The following is a 15,171-nucleotide window of genomic DNA, read 5'->3' as shown; positions in this document are numbered from 1 at the left end:
CCTCTCACTTGCAGGGCTTGGAATCCCTGACGTCAAACTTGTCCAACGCGCCCGAGATCACGAAATCGTTGTAATCCAGGACCAGCGCGCGGGAGACGCCGTTCTCATAGAGTTCGAACGACATCGCGTAGACCGGCGTCTGCTCGCCATCCTTGGCCCGCGCGTCGCTGTCGTAGTAGCTCACCGTTACCGGCCAGCGGGTCATGGTTTTCATCGCGTCGCTCGCGGTCGACGGATCGGGCGATGACGGCGCGCGGTCGCCGGCGATCGGCCGGCCGATCACGGTCAGCGTGTTGTAGACCTTCTCGCCATTGTCGGAGCCGTCATAGACGGTCTGTTCGAGCACCGATTTGCCGTCGCGGGCGGCGGCGATGATGTGCTGGATCTGCTCGGTCGGGAACACGATCTTGCCGTCGAGATTGAACATCTTCTTCACCGGCTGGGTCAGCTTCACGGTGATATGATCGCCCACGCGCTCGGCGATCCCGTCGACCGGCGACGATTCACTGTCGTTCATCCGGGTGTCGATCTTGAAGCGGTAGCTCTTGCCCGACGCGTCCTCCCAGGACGAGGAGCGCAGATCGGACAAAGTCACCTTGCCCTCGCCGCTGTCGAGTTCGGACACCTGGCGGAATTCGGAGGTATAGCCTTCGCAGGAGCTGCCGGAGAAATTGTACAGGATGCGCCCGCGCGCATCGCTGACCGAATTGGAGCCGCGCGATTTCACGAGGCTCAGATCGTACAGCGCCTGATGCGCCAGAAAAGGCCCGCCAGCCGCAGCGGCCGCCCCATGCACCAGACCGGTTCCTGCGGCAACGGCGATCGTGAGCACCAGGGCACGCGACGGATTCCGAAACGGCAAGGTCATGGTTTTTCCTCGATGAGGCAGGGATTCGCCACAATAGTGACGGTGGTATTGCGCCGCAACTGGGGCAAGTCTGACAAAATAGCAATGTAAGGCGCGAGTTTGCCGTCATTCTTGGCAGTTTTCCCTGCGATTGCGCACGTCACGGCCGCGCTGCCCTCACCTTACCGTCGCTTGCAACCGGCGGCACGATGCGCGAAACAATCGAAACAAACTTGGCCCTGACCGCGTTTCAGGCTTCGAGCAAATCCAATTGGGGAAAAAAAATGGCGGGTACCGTCGAACAGAAACTGGCGTCACAGGGCATCACACTTCCGGAGCCGACCTCCCCGGTCGCGAACTATGTCCCCTTCGTCCGCAGCGGAAACCTGTTGTTCGTCTCGGGCCAGGTTTGCTTCAACGCCGAAGGCAAGCTGATCGCCAAGGGTAAGCTCGGCGCCGGCGTCACGATCGAGCAAGGCACCGAGGCGGCACGCGGCTGCGCGATCAACCTCTTGGCCCAGGTCAAGGCCGCGCTCGGCGATCTCGACAAGGTCGTGCGCGTGGTGCGGCTGGGCGGCTTCATCAACTCGGCGCCGGACTTTTTCGACGGACCGAAGGTGCTGAACGGCGCTTCCGACCTGATGGTTGCTGTGTTCGGTGACAAGGGCCGCCATGCCCGCACCACCGTCGGCGTCGCCTCGCTGCCCGCGGACGCCGCGGTCGAGGTCGAAGGCGTGTTCGAAGTCTCCTGATCGATGCGCGCCCCTGATTGGCTGACCAAACGGCCGGTCGCCCATCGCGGCCTGCATGACGCCGCACGCGGCGTCATCGAGAACATGCCGGCCGCGGCCAGTGCCGCGGTCGCCGGCAATTTCGCGATCGAGTGCGATATCCAGCTCACCGCCGATGGCGAGGCGATGGTGCATCACGACGATGCGCTCGGCCGCCTCACCGAGGGTTCGGGCCTGCTGTCGGCCAAGACCGCGGCCGAGCTGAAGGCGGTGAAATTCAAGAACACCTCCGAGCAGATGATGACGCTCGGCGACCTCTGCACGCTGGTCGCCGGCCGCGTCCCGCTGGTGGTCGAGGTGAAGAGCCATTTCGACGGCGACCGCAAGCTGGTTCGGCGGATGGCCGAGGTGCTGTCGTCCTATTCCGGCCCTGTTGTCGGCATGTCGTTCGATCCCGACCAGGTGCTGGCGTTGCACGAGACCATGCCGAACCTGCCGCGCGGCATCACCGCTCAGCGCACCTATGACGACAGTTCCTGGACCAAGCTGACGCCGGCCCAGCGCGACGGCATGCTGTATCTGCGCCACGGCTTCAAGACCGAGCCGCATTTCGTTGCCTTCTGGGTCAACCAGCTGCCGGCGCCGGCGCCCTGGATCGCCCGCAATGTGTTCGGCTGCCCGCTGCTGGCCTGGACCGTGCGGACGGCGGAACAGCGCGAGCGCGCGGCCCGCTACGCCGACCAGATGATCTTCGAGGGGTTTGTGCCGGGAACCTGACATGTCCCGGACAGGCCCTTTGCAGTCTTGAACTCGTCGCTGCGACGCACGATCTTGGCAAGGGTTGGTCAAAGCGTTGGTCGTCATCGGCGATGGCGGAATGCGGAGCATGATCCGGAAGTGGAGCCAGCTGTTCCGGAAAGATCATGCTCAAAAGAGGCACCGGTCTTCACTCTCGATGGCGTCGTCTGAAATCACCCTAGAGGCTGTAGCTGACATCGGCGGCATTCCGGCCGCGGAATGGGATGCCTGCGCCAATCCGAAGGCCGACGCGGACAGCATCCACAACCTCGACACGCTGGCCTCGCAGGCTGCCGCAGGCGATTGCCAGACGACTGCAGCTTCGAGCTATAACCCATTCGTTTCACATGCTTTTTTCGCCGCAGCCGAGGCCTCCAATTCGGCCTGCCCGCGAACCGGCTGGGGCCCCCGGCATCTGATCGCGAAGCTTGATGGCCGGATCGTCGGCGTCGTGCCCTGCTATCTGAAATCGCACTCGCAGGGCGAATACGTGTTCGACCGCGGCTGGGCCGAGGCCTATCACCGCGCCGGCGGCAGCTATTATCCGAAGCTGCAGGTCTCCGTTCCCTTCACGCCCGCGACCGGGCCGAGGCTTCTGATCCGCGACGGTGTCGACCGCGAGGCGATCGGCTCGGCGCTGGCGCGGGGCCTCCGGGCGCTCTGCAACGCCACCGAAGCCTCCTCCGTGCACGTCACCTTTGCCCGCGAGGACGAGGCAAAGTTCTTGGGTGCACACGGTTTCCTGCAACGGACCGACCAGCAGTTCCACTGGCACAATGAGGGCTACAAGAGCTTCGACGATTTCTTGGGATCGCTGAACTCCCGTCACCGCAAGGGCATCAAGCGCGAACGCCGCGAGGCCGTGACCGCCGGGATCACCATCCACTGGCTGACCGGCTCGGATATCACCGAGGATGCCTGGGACGCGTTCTTCGAGTTCTACATGGAGACCGGTTCGCGCAAATGGGGCCGGCCGTATCTGACCCGGGAGTTCTTCTCGCTGATCGGCGAGAGCATGAGCCGGGACGTGCTGCTGGTCATGGCCAAGCGCAACGGCCGCTGGATCGCCGGCGCGATCAACTTCATCGGGTCGGACACGCTGTTCGGCCGCAACTGGGGCGCGATCGAGCACCACCCGTTCCTGCATTTCGAGGTCTGCTACTACCAGGCGATCGATTTCGCGGTTCAGCGCGGGCTCAAGGTGGTCGAGGCCGGCGCGCAGGGCGAGCACAAGCTGGCGCGCGGCTACCTGCCGCAGACCACCTATTCGGCGCATTTCATCGCCGATCCCGGATTGCGCCGGGCGATCGCCGATTACCTCAAGCGCGAGCGCGACTATGTCGCGGAGGTCGGCCGCGAGCTGACCGAGGCCGGACCGTTCCGGAAGACAGCCGACGACGACGCTTGACGTTTGGACCGCGACCAAGACATTAGCGTTCTAAAATCCGAGGAGCCGCCGCCATGCCCGCCGCCTATGACAACAACAACCCCTTCGCAAAAATCCTGCGCGGCGAGTTTCCCTCCTACAAGGTCTACGAGAACGAGCACGTGCTCGCCTTCCTCGACATCATGCCGCGCTCGCCCGGGCATACGCTTGTCATCCCGAAGGCCCCTGCCCGCAACATCCTCGACATCAAGGCGGACGACTACGCCCACGTCGCGCGTGCCGCCCACAAGATCGCGGCCGCCGCGATGAAGGCGTTCGAGGCCGACGGCATCACCGTGCAGCAATTCAACGAGCCCGCCGGCGGTCAGGTCGTGTTCCATCTCCACATGCACGTGATGCCGCGCAAGGACGGCGTGGCGCTGTTGCCGCCCGCCAGCCACAAGGAAGACGGCAAGGTGCTGGAGGCGAATGCGACGAAGCTGATCGCCGCGTTGAAGTAGCGCTTCTTCGTCATTGCGAGCGAAGCGAAGCAATCCATCGTTCGGCATATGTGGAGCGATGGATTGCTTCGTCGCTCCGCTCCCCGCAATGACGGCGGTGAGACTTCACTCCGTCTCGAAATCCCCGGCCTGCGGCGGGGCCAGCGGGGTGAACTCGCAGCGGTCGGGCTTGACGTCGATCAGCGGCGTCTCGTCGAGGCAGTCGAGGCCGCGCACCCAGATGAACGTTGTCCTCGACGCCGACCAGCTTCACGATCGAGGTGCCGATCGGGTTCGGGCGCACCGGCGAGCGCAGCGAGAAGGTGCCACGGGTGCTGCCGTTGTTCTTCGGGCTTTGCAGCACGATGTCGCGGCGCGACTGGTGCAGCCAGTACAGCACTTCGAGGTTCGAGTAGAAATCGACGCCCTTGATCGCGGCGACCCACGGCTCGAAGATCTCGAGCCGGCACACCGGACCGTCATGCCGCCCCTGCCGCGGCGTCGCCAGCCGCGAGGTCCAGGGGGTGCGGATGCGACCGATGAAGACGAGCCCGGCGTCGCGCGCCGTCGGCATGTCGACGGCGACCTCGCCCTGGCGCAATTCCATTTCACGTACCATGTGTCAGTCCAACGATATGTTCAGCGCCTTGACCACGCCCGCCCACCGCGCGCGATCGGTGTCCACGAATTTGTCGATCTCGGCCTGGCTCTTTACGCGCAGCGGCGGAAAGCCGATCCGGACCAGAGAAGCGCGAAACGCCTCGTCGTTCAAGGCCCGGTCCAGGCTCGCCTTGATCCTGTCGGCGATCTCGTCAGGCACTTTCGACGGCGCCGCAATACCATACCAGACGCTGACCGCATAATCGGGGTAGCCGCTCTCGGCAATCGTCGGCAGATCGGGCAAGTCGGGGATGCGCTCGGTCGAGCTGACGGCGAGCGCGCGCAGCATGCCTGACTTGACCGGCGGCAGCGCGGTGCCGAGCGTGTCGAACATCAGCTGGATGTTGCCTGACAAGAGGTCGGTCAGCGCGGGTCCGGCGCCCTTGTAGGGCACGTGGGTCATCTCGACGCCGGCCATCTGCTTGAACATCTCGCCGGCGAGATGAACGGTGCCGCCGGTGCCGGCCGATCCGAAATTGAGTTTGCCGGGATTCTTCTTGGCGTAGGCGACGAACTCCGCGATCGTCCTTGCCGGGACGGACGGATGCACCTCCATGATCATCGGCGCATCCGTGATCACGGAGATAGCAGGCGGAAATCCCTGGCCGGATCGTAGGGCAGCTTCTTGTAGAGCAGCGGATTGAGCACGAAGATCGAGGCGGCCGTCACGAACAGCGTGTAGCCGTCGGGATCGGAACGCGCCACCGCTTCGGCGCCGATCGCGCCCTGCGCGCCGGCCTTGTTCTCGACCACGACCACCTGCTTGAGATCGTGCCCGAGATATTCGCCGACGATGCGGCCGAGCACGTCGGTCGGGCCGCCCGCGGCGTAGGGCACCACGAGCTTGATCGGACGTGACGGATAGTCCGCGGCACGCGCAGGCAGCGCTGCTGCCAGCAAGGCAGCCAGAGCCACGATGAAGACCGATGATGCGCGCCGCCGCATGACGTTCCCCCGTTATTGTTTCTTGGAGAGCGAGAGTAACGGATAATGCGGTTGCCGCAATCAGCCGAGCCAGTATTTGCCTGACAGCATGACGATTTCGCCCACGATCACGCCGGCGAAGATCGATTTCCTCGCCAGCATGAACGCGACAAAGCCTGCGGCAACGGCGCCGTAACGCAGCCAGTCCGGCACGCTGGCGAGCGCGCCCGGCGGCTGCACGACGATCTGCGCGATGATACCGGCGAGGATCGCGGTGGCGACCGCCCTCACCCAGACCAGAAGCTCGGAGTTCTCGTCGATGCCGCCGCCGAACCACAGGCCAAGCATGCGCCAGATCTGGTTGGGGATGACGCCTGCCACGAACAGGATCGCGAGCGCGTGCCAGTCGCCGATGAAGCTGCTCATGCGCCCGCCCTCACGATGCCCGCCCTCGCGCGGTGCACGCCATAGGCGATGGTTCCCGCAACGACGCCGCTGACCAGGATGTCAACGCCGCTGTTCAGCATCGCCGCCAGCGGGAACAGCAAGAGCCCAAGCACCAGCGCGATGACGTCGGCGAGCTCGCGGCAATTGCGCGCGGTGGAGAACAGAAACGCCAGCGGCGTCAGCATCAGCATGCCGGCGGCCAATAGCGGCGTGAGGTTAGCCGCGAGAGTGTAGCCGATGGTATTGGCGATCAGGCAGACCGACACCAGCCCGCACCCGAGCCCGTGGATGAAGGCGATCCGCCGGTTGCGCGGCACCTGCGGCAGGAAGCGGAAGCACTCGACCCACAGCGTCACGGCTGTCAGATGCGCCACCAGGATCAGATGCCGGCGCTTGGTGTTTTCGGTGCGCATCATCGGCAACACCGACACCACCATCGGAAACAGCCTGATCGCGCTGACGGTGACCGCGATGGCCGATTGCAGCACGGTGGCGCCGGAGCCGAGCGTCGTGATCACGATAATCTGTGCAGGCCCCGCCCAGACGAACGCCGTGCTCGCCAGCGTCCAGCCCAGCGAGAAGCCGGAATCATGCGCCAGCGCACCGATGCCGAGATAGGTCGCAAACAGCACGAGCGTGAGCACAGTCGCGCCGATCGACCGCGCGCCCCACAGGAAGGCGCGGAACGAGGTCTGCCATTGCGGAGAATCGAGCGGAGGAAGCGCCACGGGGAGCCGGATGGTTTTGCAATGGCGGCGGCTTAGGGCGCGGTGCTCAATAGGTCAAGCAAGCGGCTGCACAGCACTGCCATGCGACGGTGGCAGCCCCAGTCGTCATTGCGAGCGAAGCGAAGCAATCCATTCCTCTGCATATGCGGACGGATGGATTGCTTCGTCGCTGCGCTCCTCGCAATGACGCGGAGAGGTCCGTGCCCTCACGCCCGGTTCTTCAGCACGAAGCACGCCCCGCCCGCCTTGCGGATGCGGTTGCACAGGCCGTCGGCCTCGGGGCGCGTGTCGGCGCCGATGCGCACCTGGTAGAACATCGCGCTGCCGCGGCTGCGCAGCCGCGAGCCGAGCAGGCTCGGATCCTGATCGCCGATCACGCTCGACAGCCGCTTGATGGCACGGGCATACATCGCAAGCGCCTTGTCGCGGCTGAAGCCGGCGGCGAGCTGTACGCCCCAGACCTTGGCCGCCGACAGCGTGATGTGCTGCTCGAGCCCGGCCACGAACGGATTGGGCGCGCGCTTCAACAGCGCCATGAGCTCGCGGCAACTCGCAGTCGGCCTGCGCTCCGGCATCTTGCCGTTGCGGCCGGCGGCGGCCCAGTCGTCGACGCTGGAGCCGGTGATCGCGGAGACGTAGTTGCGCGTCTCCTGCGGCATGTAGCCGGAGCCGGCGAGCCAGTCCTGGATCCGGCGCGGGCCGGCATTGTAGGCGGCGGCCGCGAGGCCGAGATTGCCGAACTGGTTGCGCAGCTCGCTGAGGAATTCGGCCGACTTCGGCAGCGCCTGCACCGGATCGAGCGGATCGAGCAGCCCGCGCTCGCTGGCGGTGCCCGGCATGAACTGCGCGATGCCCTGCGCACGCTGGCCGCTCCGGGTCACGGGCCCAACCGCATCGGCCTGGAAACGGCTCTCCTGCCAGATCACGCGCGCGAAGAATTCGAGCGGCAGGTCGTTCGCCCGCGCCGCCGACTCGATCATCAGGCACATCGCCTCGCGGGTGTCGCTCTCGCGCGCGTCGTCTGCGGGCTTGTCGGTTGCGGCCGCGGGCTTCTCGGCAGGTGGCGCGGGCGTGTCTGGCTGAGGTGCGGGAGGTTTCCCGGCCGATGGTGCGGCCTGCTCTCCCGGCGGCGGCGCAGGCTGCTCCGCCGGCGCGGCCGCGGGTTTCTCGGCGGGCTTGTCGCCGGGCGGCGTTGGCTGCTCGGGGCTTGGCGGCGTCGCCGGTACTGCGGCAGGCGCGTCCTCCGCGCCGGCGCCGGCCGGCGACACCAGCAACACAAGCATGACCCATGCGGCGCAAAGACCTGTTCGCATCGCAAATCTGTTCCCGCGCGGCGCGGCTTGACACCGCAGGCTCGTGGTCTAGCTATGGACTGAAATGATGGCGCGCAAAAGGGAGCGCAAAATGGCCGCAGCCTCAGATGATCAAACAGGCTTTGCCCCCGACGACGACGCCCCGATCGGCTACATGAAGCGGACCCGCGATTATTACGCGGCGATCGGCTACACCACCCCCTACCGCTGGGCGCACTACACGTCCGCCCCGTTCCAGCCGTTGAAGAAGCCGCTGAGCCAGTCCCGCGTCGCCATCATCACGACGGCGGCACCGTTCGATCCAGCCAGGGGCGACCAGGGCCCGGGCGCAAAATACAATGGCGGGGCAAAATTCTATTCGGTCTATGACGGCGACACGTCGCAGCCACACGACTTAAGGATTTCGCACATCGCCTATGACCGCACCCACACCACGGCGACCGACAGCGGCACCTGGTTCCCACTGGCGCAACTCAAGCGCCTCGCCGCGGCCGGCAAGATCGGCGAGGTCGCGCCGCACTTCTTCGGCGCCCCGACCAACCGCAGCCAGCGCGTCACCATCGAGACCGATGCGCCCAAAATCCTCAGGCGCTGCCGCGACGACAGGGTCGACGCCGCGGTGCTGGTGCCGAACTGCCCGGTCTGCCACCAGACCGTCAGCCTGGTGGCGCGGCATCTCGAAGCCAATGGCATCCCGACCGTCGTGATGGGCTGCGCCAAGGACATCGTCGAGCACGCCGCGGTGCCGCGCTTCCTGTTCTCCGATTTCCCGCTCGGCAACTCCGCCGGCAAGCCGAATGACGTGGCTTCGCAGGCATTCACGCTGGAGCTCGCGCTGCGCGTGCTGGAAACTGCACCCGGTCCGCAGACCACCGTGCAATCGCCGCTGCGCTGGAGCGAGGACGCGTCCTGGAAGCGCGATTACAGCAATGCCGAAGCGCTGAGCGCGGAGGAGCTGGCGCGCCTGCGCCGCGAGTTCGATGCGCAGAAGCAAATCGCGAAGGGCCTGCGCGTCGCATAGCGTCAGGCGCTGTTACTTGCCAAGCTCACGGTGTCATCGGCCGGCTCGACCGGGCGACCCAGTGTTCCGGAGACACCAGTTGGTCACGGAGAAGCCGCGGCGTACAGGGTCCCCCGGTCAAGCCGGGGGACGACAGCGAGGGCGAAATGCCTACGCGTGCACCGGGGCGGCATCATGTGACGTCCCTTCCTCGCCGCCCGCATACCGGCGCGCCAGTGCGGCGCAGGTCATCAGCTGGATCTGGTGAAACAGCATCAGCGGCAGCACGATCAGGCCGACTGACTGCCCGGCGAGCAGCACGCTCGCCATCGGCAGCCCGCTCGCCAGGCTCTTCTTCGAGCCGCAGAACATGATGGCGATGCGGTCGGCACGCGAGAAGCCGAGCAGCTTGCTGCCGAAACTGGTGACCAGCAGCACGACCACAAGCAGCAGCGCATCGAGGCCGAGCACGATGGCCATCTGCGTCGCATTGACCTGATGCCAGATGCCGTGGCTGACGCCGTCGCTGAACGCGGTGTAGACGATCAGGAGGATCGAACCGCGGTCGACCAGGCCGAGCATCGCATGATGCCTGGCAACCCAGCGGCCGATCATCGGCCGCGACAATTGCCCTGCCACGAACGGCAGCAACAGCTGCACGACGATGTCGAGCGCGGCGTTGCCGGAGAACCCGCCATGGCTCGACAGAAGGAAGCCCGCCAGCAGCGGCGTCGCGACGATGCCGAGCAGATTGGAGGCGGTCGCCGAGCACAGCGCCGCCGACACATTGCCGTGCGCGATCGAGGTGAAGGCCACCGACGACTGCACGGTCGACGGCAGGATGCAGATCAGGATCACGCCCGCCCATAACGCCGGCGTCAGCAGATGCGGCGCCAGCGCATGGGCTGCGAGCCCGAGCAGCGGGAACAGGGCAAACGTCGACAGGAAGATCACGAGATGCAGCCGCCAGTGCCGGGCGCCGACCAGCGCCTCCGTGGTCGACAGCCGGGCGCCGTGCAGGAAGAACAGCAGTGCGATCGCCGCATCGGTGGCATAGCCGCCGATCACGGTGCCCTGCCCATGCAGCGGCAGCAGCGTGGCGAGGCCGACCATACCGACGATGGCGGCGATGTAGGGGTCGACAGGCACGAATGAACGCAGGCGGCTGATAGTCCATGGTGGCTTCCTTTCCTTGACCGGAAAATGGCGCTCCCCATGTCGATTGTGAACTGCGCTTACCGATGTTATTGTCATGACGTTACGTAATGACGGATCGCCGCCATGCTCGACCCGGCCCAGCTCGAAACCTTCCTCACGGTGGTGCAGACGCAGAACTTCACCGAGGCCGGCCGCCGCCTCGGCCTGAAGCAGTCGACCGTGAGCCAGCACATCCGCAAGCTCGAGGCCGCCGCCGGGCGCCGGCTGTTCGTGCGCGACACCCATTCGGTGGTGCTCACCGCCGACGGTGAGGCGATGACGGGCTTTGCGCGCCCGATCCTGGAGGCCAATGCCCGTGCCCGCGATTACTTCGCGGGGTCGCAGGTGCGCGGAAAAGTCCGGTTCGGCGCCGCTGAGGATTTTGCCAGCTCGCGCCTGCCCGATCTGCTGCGCGACTTCGTCCGCCGCCATCCGCAGGTCGATCTCGAGCTGACGATCGGCCTCAGCGCCGTGCTGTTACCAGCAACTCGATGCCGGCGAGCTCGACCTCGTGCTGGGCAAGCGGAGGCCCGGCGACGCGCTGGGACAGCTGGTGTGGCAAGACCGCCTGGTGTGGACCGCCGCGCCGGGCATGCGGCTCGATCCCGAACAGCCGCTGCCCCTGATCCTCTACGCGCCGCCGAGCGTCAGCCGCAGCGTGGTGCTGGAGGCGATGGAGCGGTTCGGACGGCCCTGGCGCATCGTCTGCTCCAGCGGCAGCCTCAGCGGCCTGCACGCCGCGGCGCTCGCCGGTCTCGGCATCACCCCGCAGGCGCAGGGCCTGATCCCGGATGGACTCGAAGCGATGCCGGCATCGGGCCTGCCGCCGCTCGGCAGCGTCGAGTTCGTGGTCCGCACCGCCCGCCGGACCAGGCGCGGCCCGGCGGTCGAACTGGCGCAGGCGATCACGGAACGCGGCGGGCGGCTCCGGCCTTAGGAGTACAGCGATGTTTGGCTGGAATGGTCTGACGCCGCGCTCGTTGCACCTCTCCCGCTTGCGGACAGTGCAATCGCATCACGATTTCTGAATAATAGAACAATACCGCTGATTTGCCCGACGAGTCAAGTTGCCGTGTCCGCCGGCAGCCACCGGCTCCTTTGCATGGGGTTGTTTTCGATATTTTGGCAGTGCGCCCCCTGCGACGGCGGGCTATCGCATCCGGCTATGACGACGTGGACACGTCGGCGCCATGCGATAGCCCTGCCCGCAAGCGGGAGAACGAACGCAGCTTCGATGCGGCCCCTGCTCGGACCAGCCGCCCCGCGTCAGGCGGACCGCGCCGCCGCGAGTTGCACCGCGTTCAGCATGCCGGTCCGTTCGTGGCAGCCGAGATATTCGAAGAACTGCTCGTCGGCCGCGGCAACCGTGACCTCGTGATACAGCCTGAGTTTCGCAGCGGGTCCCAAGGTCGACAGATACTTCATCGCCGCGCCGAAGATCCGGACATGGGTCGGATGCGACTCCGCCCAGCGCTCCAGCGCCGCGAGAGACTTCCACCAGCTCTGGCCGTAGGACTTTTCCGTCAGCCTTCCATCCGCATCGACGACGCGCATGTAGCGGTTGGCGTAGCAGCCGATCGGCACGCCATCGTCGCGCAGGAATTCCATGCCCTCGCGCAGCACCGGCTCGACATCGTCGAGATACATCTTGCGCTCCGACGCCTCGGTGTCGCTCCAGTCCTGACCGGAGCGGATCAGGCACAGATTGTCATGCGCGACCACGCGGATGCGCGCCCCGTCGCGGATCACGCGCGGCTCGCCGCCGGGCATCATCGCGTCGGTCTGCGACAGCGGGATGCGGTCGCGCATGCCGCCCCAATAGGCGTGTTCCTGCACTTCGCCGCTCATGCCGTCGGCAAGAACCGCGACGCCCTCCGGACGGCCGAGCGACGAGAACAGCGTCTCGTAACGCGCAACATGCGGCCGCAGCACTTCGATGAAGCGGCCAATACCATCGGTGGCGCCATTGCCGGTCCACGCCTCGCGCGCGCCGGCGAACCAGGCATCGAAGCGCCCGGCATCGTCCCAATAGGCGACCGAGACGACGTTGGTGTAGCCGGCCTGGTCGACATATTGCGCGCGATCCCAATGGGTCGGGCCGTTCTCACCGGCAAAGCGTGTTGCGATCGATGCCAGCGCCTCGGCCACCGGTCCGGTCGGCTCGCCGCGAACCTGCACCCCGAAATAGGCCATGATGACGCTTGCGACCGCGGGCTTGTGGCGCGCGACGAACGAGGGATAAGGCGGCGCGTAATCGTCGGGCACGCGACGATGACGGGAGCGCGCTGTTTGCAGATGAGAGGGAATCGCGGATTCCATGGCAGTCGCCTCCGGTTAAATGTTGCCTGATGCGTTCAGCTCGCGGCCGCGTCGAACTCCTCAAGACTGTCGAGCGGCAGCGCGAAATGCTCGACGCGCTTCGAGGGCTTCTTGTTCAGCAGCAGACGCGTGACGTCGGGCCGCGAGTAATGCCCGGGCCGGGTCGGCGGCGTTCTTGGCGATCCCGATCGCGCCGAGATCGATATCGGCGAGCAGCAGCCCTTCCTGGTCGGGCGGCAGTTTCTCGGCGATCGAGCTACCGTCGGGCCCGTAGATCGCGGCGTGTCCGCCGCCGACATGCAGCAGCGCGTGCTTGTCGTCGCGGTCGCACATCTCATCGATCATCGCCTGCGAGACCGTGGCGCAGGGCGCCAGCACGAAGCACGAGCCCTCCACCGCGTAGACCCGCGAGGCCGCGTTGTTGACCTCCCAGCCGAGCGCCGGCGCGAACGGATCGTACAGCGAGAAGCTCGGCCAGGCCGCGACATGCACCTGCTCGTTCTGGGCGTACATCGCGTATTTCGAAAGCGGCTGCAGATGCTCCCAGCAGCACAGCGCGCCGAGGCGGCCGATGCCGGGACGGTCATGCACTGCAAGGTCGCTGCCATCGCCCTCGCCGTAGACGGTGCGCTCGGCGTGGGTCGGCCGCAGCTTGCGCCCGCTTCGCAATGGTCTCGCCGTCGGGCCCGATCAGCCATTGCGCCAGATAGAGGCTGCCGCCGTCGCGCTCGGACAGGCCGAGCACCGCGGTCATGCCGGCCTTCTTCACGGCCAGTCGCAGCTTCTCGGCCTGCGGACTGTCATAGCTCAGCGAGTTGTCGAAATAGCGCTGCACAAAACCGCGCCCGATCGCCCAGGCCGGCGAGTCCAGCCAGATATACCAGGGATAGCCGGGGATGAAGGCCTCGGGGAACGCGATCAGTTTGGCACCCTTGGCGGCGGCCTCCTCGATCAAGGCAATGCTCTTGGCGATGGAGGCGTCGAGGTCGAGCCAGGCTGGCGCGGCCTGCACCACCGCAACGCGATATTTCGGATGTTCGATGCCCATGATGTCCTCCTCGTGGCCGGCGATGCTGGCCGGTTCGTACTTGATCGGCCGCAGCCGCTTCTGACATCATGCTGCCCCGGGACCGCCAGCGCCGTTCGACCAGGACGGAATGGAAAATTCGACTGCGGAGGAGATTCCCCAAGCCGTCCCCGGTACGAAGCTTGCTTTGTTTGCGTGGCCAGCGTTTGCACTCGTGAAGGGAGGAAATCATGCCGGCCCTGTTCACCACGGAAGGCGCGCCCACGCATCGGCGCCTCGCGCTCTGGCGGGACATCGTCTGCGACGTGTTCGTGCAACTCGACTGCAAGTCCGATCTCGGCACCGCCTTCCACGGCGCCATCACCAGCGCGCAACTCGGCGCGGTGAAATGCTCCGTCGTCTCGTCGGGCCGGCAACGGGTGCTCCGCACACCGTCACGGATCGCACGCACCAGCGAGGATTTTGTTCTGTTCGCCCTCGGCCAAAGTGGCGCGGGCGGCGTGGTGCAGGACGGCCGCGAGACCGTGATCCGACCAGGCGAGTTTGCGTTCTACGACACCACCCGGCCATACGAACTGCGCTTCGACGACGACTTCACGCAGGCCATCTTCCAGGTGCCGCGCGCGATGCTGCACCGGCGCTTTGCCGGCACCCAGGGCCTGACGGCGACCACGTTCACATCGGATCGCCCGGTGCAGCGGCTCGCCTGGCAGTTCATCAGCGGGCTGTCCGAGATCGCCGACAAGCTCGATCCTGATAATGCGATTCGCCTCGCCGATCAGGCCGCCGACCTGCTCGCGATGGCGATCAGCGAGCGGCTCGGCGGCGTGGCGCTACAGGCCTCGACGCACCGCTCCGCCCTGATCTACCGGTTGAAGGCGCATGTGCTCGCGCATCTGCCGAACCCCGAGCTCAGCCTCACGGAAACCGCCGCGGCGCTCGGCATCTCGCCGCGCTACGTCAACAGCCTGCTTGCCGACGAGGATACCTCGTTCCAGCGCTTCGTGCTGGCGCAGCGGCTCGAGCGCTGCAAGCGCGACCTCGCCTCGCCGGCCCACGCGCATCGCCACATCGGCGAGATTGCGTTCGCCTGGGGCTTTAACGATCTCTCGCATTTCGGCCGCGTGTTCCGCGACCATTACGGCCTGTCGCCGCGCGATTGGCGACAAAGCCGGGTGCCGAACTAGTTTCTCGGGTGGTTTGCGGCGCAAAATAGCCGGGAATCCTGACCTTCACAGATGCAAACAATTTACGCTAACTCCAGCGGGTTCCGTTCGTGCCCTTCTTTTCGCAGGTCCGGACCGGTACAGTCCT

15 protein-coding genes and 3 pseudogenes are annotated in these 15,171 nt (G+C 66.0%); 8 read left to right on the top strand and 10 right to left on the bottom strand.

Annotated elements, in window-relative coordinates; translation table 11 throughout:
• Positions 1-4 precede the first annotated feature (4 nt).
• Entirely contained in the window at positions 5-868 is an 864-nt protein-coding gene (locus ACVWW1_RS07780) for a cell envelope integrity EipB family protein (RefSeq protein WP_456655407.1), read from the bottom strand.
• A gap of 263 nt (positions 869-1,131) precedes the next feature.
• On the opposite strand from ACVWW1_RS07780, the gene ACVWW1_RS07775 reads away from it, so the two are divergent.
• The 4 genes from ACVWW1_RS07775 to ACVWW1_RS07760 all read left to right on the top strand — a co-directional run bounded on the left by ACVWW1_RS07775 (position 1,132) and on the right by ACVWW1_RS07760 (position 4,263).
• Complete coding sequence (locus tag ACVWW1_RS07775; RefSeq protein ID WP_456655406.1) at positions 1,132-1,599, top strand: RidA family protein; 468 nt, start codon at positions 1,132-1,134, stop codon at positions 1,597-1,599.
• A gap of 3 nt (positions 1,600-1,602) precedes the next feature.
• Positions 1,603-2,355 (top strand): glycerophosphodiester phosphodiesterase, encoded by a 753-nt coding sequence (locus ACVWW1_RS07770; RefSeq protein WP_456655405.1) that lies wholly within the window; start codon positions 1,603-1,605, stop codon positions 2,353-2,355.
• 178 nt (positions 2,356-2,533) lie between these two features.
• A complete protein-coding gene (locus tag ACVWW1_RS07765; protein ID WP_456655404.1) occupies positions 2,534-3,784 on the top strand; it encodes a GNAT family N-acetyltransferase in 1,251 nt (416 codons plus the stop codon).
• A 53-nt stretch (positions 3,785-3,837) separates the two neighbouring features.
• Positions 3,838-4,263, top strand: coding sequence for an HIT domain-containing protein (locus tag ACVWW1_RS07760; protein WP_456655403.1), 426 nt, complete (start codon positions 3,838-3,840; stop codon positions 4,261-4,263).
• 105 nt (positions 4,264-4,368) lie between these two features.
• On the opposite strand, the pseudogene tsaA reads toward ACVWW1_RS07760, so the two are convergent.
• From tsaA to ACVWW1_RS07730, 6 genes and pseudogenes are all read right to left on the bottom strand, one after another.
• Positions 4,369-4,861 (bottom strand): annotated as a pseudogene (tsaA, locus tag ACVWW1_RS07755) (tRNA (N6-threonylcarbamoyladenosine(37)-N6)-methyltransferase TrmO).
• A 3-nt stretch (positions 4,862-4,864) separates the two neighbouring features.
• Entirely contained in the window at positions 4,865-5,464 is a 600-nt protein-coding gene (locus tag ACVWW1_RS07750; protein WP_456655402.1) for a Bug family tripartite tricarboxylate transporter substrate binding protein, read from the bottom strand.
• Positions 5,465-5,478: 14 nt separating this feature from the next.
• A complete protein-coding gene (locus tag ACVWW1_RS07745; RefSeq protein WP_456655401.1) occupies positions 5,479-5,847 on the bottom strand; it encodes a Bug family tripartite tricarboxylate transporter substrate binding protein in 369 nt (122 codons plus the stop codon).
• A 60-nt stretch (positions 5,848-5,907) separates the two neighbouring features.
• Positions 5,908-6,252, bottom strand: coding sequence for an AzlD domain-containing protein (locus tag ACVWW1_RS07740; RefSeq protein WP_176530835.1), 345 nt, complete (start codon positions 6,250-6,252; stop codon positions 5,908-5,910).
• Positions 6,249-7,001, bottom strand: coding sequence for an AzlC family ABC transporter permease (locus ACVWW1_RS07735; protein WP_456655400.1), 753 nt, complete (start codon positions 6,999-7,001; stop codon positions 6,249-6,251). Before ACVWW1_RS07735 ends, ACVWW1_RS07740 begins: the two co-directional genes overlap by 4 nt.
• 206 nt (positions 7,002-7,207) lie before the next feature.
• Positions 7,208-8,314: a transglycosylase SLT domain-containing protein gene (locus ACVWW1_RS07730; RefSeq protein ID WP_456655399.1), complete on the bottom strand. Its 1,107-nt coding sequence runs from the start codon at positions 8,312-8,314 to the stop codon at positions 7,208-7,210.
• Between the two features lie 91 nt (positions 8,315-8,405).
• On the opposite strand from ACVWW1_RS07730, the gene ACVWW1_RS07725 reads away from it, so the two are divergent.
• Positions 8,406-9,335: a glycine/sarcosine/betaine reductase selenoprotein B family protein gene (locus tag ACVWW1_RS07725; protein WP_456655398.1), complete on the top strand. Its 930-nt coding sequence runs from the start codon at positions 8,406-8,408 to the stop codon at positions 9,333-9,335.
• 150 nt (positions 9,336-9,485) lie between these two features.
• Here ACVWW1_RS07725 and ACVWW1_RS07720 read toward each other — a convergent pair whose 3' ends face one another.
• Positions 9,486-10,568: a bile acid:sodium symporter family protein gene (locus ACVWW1_RS07720; protein ID WP_456656636.1), complete on the bottom strand. Its 1,083-nt coding sequence runs from the start codon at positions 10,566-10,568 to the stop codon at positions 9,486-9,488.
• Between the two features lie 27 nt (positions 10,569-10,595).
• Between ACVWW1_RS07720 and ACVWW1_RS07715 the strand changes: the two are divergent.
• A pseudogene (locus ACVWW1_RS07715) lies at positions 10,596-10,937 on the top strand (LysR family transcriptional regulator); the annotation flags it as partial.
• An 85-nt stretch (positions 10,938-11,022) separates the two neighbouring features.
• Positions 11,023-11,448, top strand: coding sequence for a LysR substrate-binding domain-containing protein (locus ACVWW1_RS07710; protein ID WP_456655397.1), 426 nt, complete (start codon positions 11,023-11,025; stop codon positions 11,446-11,448).
• Between the two features lie 329 nt (positions 11,449-11,777).
• Here the strand turns inward: ACVWW1_RS07710 and ACVWW1_RS07705 are convergent, their stop codons facing one another.
• Complete coding sequence (locus tag ACVWW1_RS07705; RefSeq protein ID WP_456655396.1) at positions 11,778-12,830, bottom strand: phenylacetaldoxime dehydratase family protein; 1,053 nt, start codon at positions 12,828-12,830, stop codon at positions 11,778-11,780.
• Positions 12,831-12,865: 35 nt separating this feature from the next.
• Positions 12,866-13,878: pseudogene (locus tag ACVWW1_RS07700) on the bottom strand (carbon-nitrogen hydrolase family protein).
• A 209-nt stretch (positions 13,879-14,087) separates the two neighbouring features.
• On the opposite strand from ACVWW1_RS07700, the gene ACVWW1_RS07695 reads away from it, so the two are divergent.
• Positions 14,088-15,044 (top strand): AraC-like ligand-binding domain-containing protein, encoded by a 957-nt coding sequence (locus ACVWW1_RS07695; protein WP_456655395.1) that lies wholly within the window; start codon positions 14,088-14,090, stop codon positions 15,042-15,044.
• Positions 15,045-15,171: the final 127 nt, after the last annotated feature.

The organism is Bradyrhizobium sp. JR3.5, assembly GCF_054057015.1.
This window is presented reverse-complemented; position numbering and strand designations above follow the sequence as displayed.

What these genes read in the sequence shown, in the direction of transcription:
- ACVWW1_RS07780 (WP_456655407.1), bottom strand. Translation starts at nt 868, where the DNA reads ATGACCTTGCCGTTTCGGAATCCGTCGCGTGCCCTGGTGCTCACGATC.
- ACVWW1_RS07775 (WP_456655406.1), top strand. Translation starts at nt 1,132, where the DNA reads ATGGCGGGTACCGTCGAACAGAAACTGGCGTCACAGGGCATCACACTT.
- ACVWW1_RS07770 (WP_456655405.1), top strand. Translation starts at nt 1,603, where the DNA reads ATGCGCGCCCCTGATTGGCTGACCAAACGGCCGGTCGCCCATCGCGGC.
- ACVWW1_RS07765 (WP_456655404.1), top strand. Translation starts at nt 2,534, where the DNA reads ATGGCGTCGTCTGAAATCACCCTAGAGGCTGTAGCTGACATCGGCGGC.
- ACVWW1_RS07760 (WP_456655403.1), top strand. Translation starts at nt 3,838, where the DNA reads ATGCCCGCCGCCTATGACAACAACAACCCCTTCGCAAAAATCCTGCGC.
- ACVWW1_RS07750 (WP_456655402.1), bottom strand. Translation starts at nt 5,464, where the DNA reads ATGATCATGGAGGTGCATCCGTCCGTCCCGGCAAGGACGATCGCGGAG.
- ACVWW1_RS07745 (WP_456655401.1), bottom strand. Translation starts at nt 5,847, where the DNA reads ATGCGGCGGCGCGCATCATCGGTCTTCATCGTGGCTCTGGCTGCCTTG.
- ACVWW1_RS07740 (WP_176530835.1), bottom strand. Translation starts at nt 6,252, where the DNA reads ATGAGCAGCTTCATCGGCGACTGGCACGCGCTCGCGATCCTGTTCGTG.
- ACVWW1_RS07730 (WP_456655399.1), bottom strand. Translation starts at nt 8,314, where the DNA reads ATGCGAACAGGTCTTTGCGCCGCATGGGTCATGCTTGTGTTGCTGGTG.
- ACVWW1_RS07725 (WP_456655398.1), top strand. Translation starts at nt 8,406, where the DNA reads ATGGCCGCAGCCTCAGATGATCAAACAGGCTTTGCCCCCGACGACGAC.
- ACVWW1_RS07720 (WP_456656636.1), bottom strand. Translation starts at nt 10,568, where the DNA reads ATGACAATAACATCGGTAAGCGCAGTTCACAATCGACATGGGGAGCGC.
- ACVWW1_RS07705 (WP_456655396.1), bottom strand. Translation starts at nt 12,830, where the DNA reads ATGGAATCCGCGATTCCCTCTCATCTGCAAACAGCGCGCTCCCGTCAT.
- ACVWW1_RS07695 (WP_456655395.1), top strand. Translation starts at nt 14,088, where the DNA reads ATGCCGGCCCTGTTCACCACGGAAGGCGCGCCCACGCATCGGCGCCTC.